Origin of the sequence: Streptococcus sp. k-378 (assembly GCF_013277505.1) — a bacterium.
Classification (GTDB): Bacteria; Bacillota; Bacilli; order Lactobacillales; family Streptococcaceae; genus Streptococcus; species Streptococcus pseudopneumoniae.
In genome coordinates, this window is the sequence record NZ_VMNC01000077.1 from 1 (window position 1) to 2,562 (window position 2,562).

At 39.1% G+C, this 2,562-nt stretch carries 2 protein-coding genes; both read left to right on the forward strand.

Features of this window, described 5'->3' with window-relative positions:
* Positions 1–388: 388 nt before the first annotated feature.
* Positions 389–1,324 (forward strand): dihydroorotate oxidase, encoded by a 936-nt coding sequence (locus HT719_RS08050; protein ID WP_172928820.1) that lies wholly within the window; start codon positions 389–391, stop codon positions 1,322–1,324.
* 33 nt (positions 1,325–1,357) lie between these two features.
* Complete coding sequence (holA, locus tag HT719_RS08055; RefSeq protein ID WP_172928822.1) at positions 1,358–2,395, forward strand: DNA polymerase III subunit delta; 1,038 nt, start codon at positions 1,358–1,360, stop codon at positions 2,393–2,395.
* Positions 2,396–2,562 lie beyond the last annotated feature (167 nt).

The following is a 2,562-nucleotide window of genomic DNA, read 5'->3' on the forward strand; positions in this document are numbered from 1 at the left end:
GTAAGTTCCACTGGTTTTCATAGTCTATTAAAGTTCGAATGAAACCTATTTATAGTAGATTGAAACTAGAATAGTACACCTCAACTTCTAAAACATTGTTAGAAATCGATTTGACTGTCCTGATCGATTTCTCCTATTCTTGTTTCATTTTACTATATTTCTTTAAAAATGATAAAGGTTGAGATTTCTCCTTGTTGCTTGGACTTCATTCAAAAGTCTGTTACCCAAGCCTTGTTCAAACTTCCAATACACTAGCTGTTTCCATAGCATGACTTCTGCACTAGACTTTCTTTTCCGAATAAATAGATAGAACCACAGGATCTAGTAAACCTAGAATTAAAATTATGGTATAATATTAGCAATAAAAAGAATCTGGAGGATTAGAATCATGGTATCAACGAAAACACAAATTGCTGGTTTTGAGTTTGACAATTGCTTGATGAATGCAGCAGGTGTGGCTTGTATGACGATAGAGGAGTTAGAAGAGGTCAAAAACTCAGCGGCAGGAACCTTTGTTACTAAGACAGCAACCTTGGACTTTCGTCAGGGAAATCCTGAGCCACGCTATCAAGATGTCCCACTTGGTTCTATCAATTCTATGGGCTTGCCAAATAAGGGCTTAGACTATTATTTGGATTATCTTTTGGACTTACAGGAAAAAGAGCCAAACCGAACTTTCTTCTTATCTCTAGTCGGTATGTCTCCAGAGGAAACCCATACTATCTTGAAAAAAGTCCAAGAGAGTGATTTTCGTGGTCTGACTGAGCTAAACCTCTCCTGTCCAAATGTTCCAGGAAAACCTCAGATTGCCTATGATTTTGAGACAACAGACCGGATTTTGACAGAAGTATTTGCCTACTTCACCAAACCTCTTGGAATTAAATTGCCACCATATTTTGATATTGTTCACTTTGACCAAGCGGCAGCTATTTTCAACAAGTATCCGCTCAAGTTTGTCAATTGCGTTAACTCTATCGGAAACGGCCTCTATATAGAAGATGAGTCTGTCGTTATCCGTCCTAAGAATGGTTTCGGTGGCATTGGTGGAGAATACATCAAACCAACAGCCCTTGCTAATGTCCATGCTTTTTATCAGCGCTTGAATCCAGAGATTCAAATCATCGGAACAGGCGGCGTGTTGACTGGTCGTGATGCCTTTGAACACATCCTCTGTGGAGCAAGTATGGTACAGGTGGGAACCACCCTTCACAAAGAAGGAGTCAGTGCTTTTGAACGTATTACCAATGAACTAAAAGCAATCATGGCGGAAAAAGGATACGAGAGCTTAGAAGATTTCCGTGGGAAATTGCGCTATATTGACTAAATTAAATCGAAAAATCAGAAGAAAGGAGAGAAGATGCTAGCCATTGAAGAGAGTCAGAAGTTGACTTTATCAAATTTACCTAGCCTGAGCCTTTTTACAGGGACAGATCAGGGTCAGTTTGAAGTTATGAAGAGTCAAGTATTGAAACAGATTGGCTATGATTCTGCTGACCTCAACTTTGCCTACTTTGATATGAAAGAAGTGGTCTACAAGGATGTGGAACTGGAGTTGGTCAGCCTTCCTTTCTTTGCGGATGAGAAAATCGTGATATTAGACCATTTTGTAGATATCACAACAGCCAAGAAACGCTTTTTGACAGATGATGAGCTTAAGTCATTTGAGGAATACCTTGACAATCCTTCTCCAACAACCAAGTTGATAATCTTTGCAGAAGGAAAGCTGGATAGCAAAAGACGGTTAGTCAAATTACTTAAGCGTGATGCCAAGGCCTTCGATGCAGTAGAAGTAAAAGAACAAGAATTGCGCCAGTATTTCCAAAAGTGGAGTCAGAAACAAGGTCTGCAGTTTATCAATCATTCTTTTGAAAATCTCCTCATTAAGTCGGGGTTTCAATTTAGCGAAATCCAGAAAAATCTTCTATTTTTACAGTCCTATAAGGAAGACTCTGTTATCGAGGAAGAGGATATTGTTAACGCAATTCCCAAGACCTTACAGGACAATATTTTTGATTTAACTCAGTTTATTCTGACTAAAAAGATGGATCAGGCGCGCGATTTGGTTAGAGATTTGACCTTGCAAGGTGAAGATGAAATCAAACTGATTGCAGTCATGCTAGGACAATTTCGGACTTTTACTCAGGTGAAGATTTTGGCGGAGTCTGGGCAAACAGAATCTCAGATTGCAAGTAGTCTAGGAAGTTTTCTCGGACGCAATCCTAATCCCTATCAAATCAAGTTTGCGCTGAGAGATTCAAGAGGACTTTCTTTGAGCTTTTTGAAGCAAGTAATTTCCTACTTGATTGAGACAGACTATCAGATTAAGACAGGACTCTATGAAAAAGGTTTCCTTTTTGAAAAGGCACTCTTACAGATTGCTAGTCAGGTCAATTGACATTTGTTGAAACTACAACCCGCGTCAGGATTATCTTGTCGTGGGTTTCTTACTGATTTGCTTATTTTATACTCAATGAAAATCAAAGAGCAAACTAGGAAACTAGCTGCAGGCTGCTCAAAGCACTGCTTTGAGGTTGCAGATAGAACTGACAAAGTCAGCTCAAA

Coding starts and splice junctions, on each gene's coding strand:
- HT719_RS08050 (WP_172928820.1), top strand. CDS start 389: ATGGTATCAACGAAAACACAAATTGCTGGTTTTGAGTTTGACAATTGC.
- holA (WP_172928822.1), top strand. CDS start 1,358: ATGCTAGCCATTGAAGAGAGTCAGAAGTTGACTTTATCAAATTTACCT.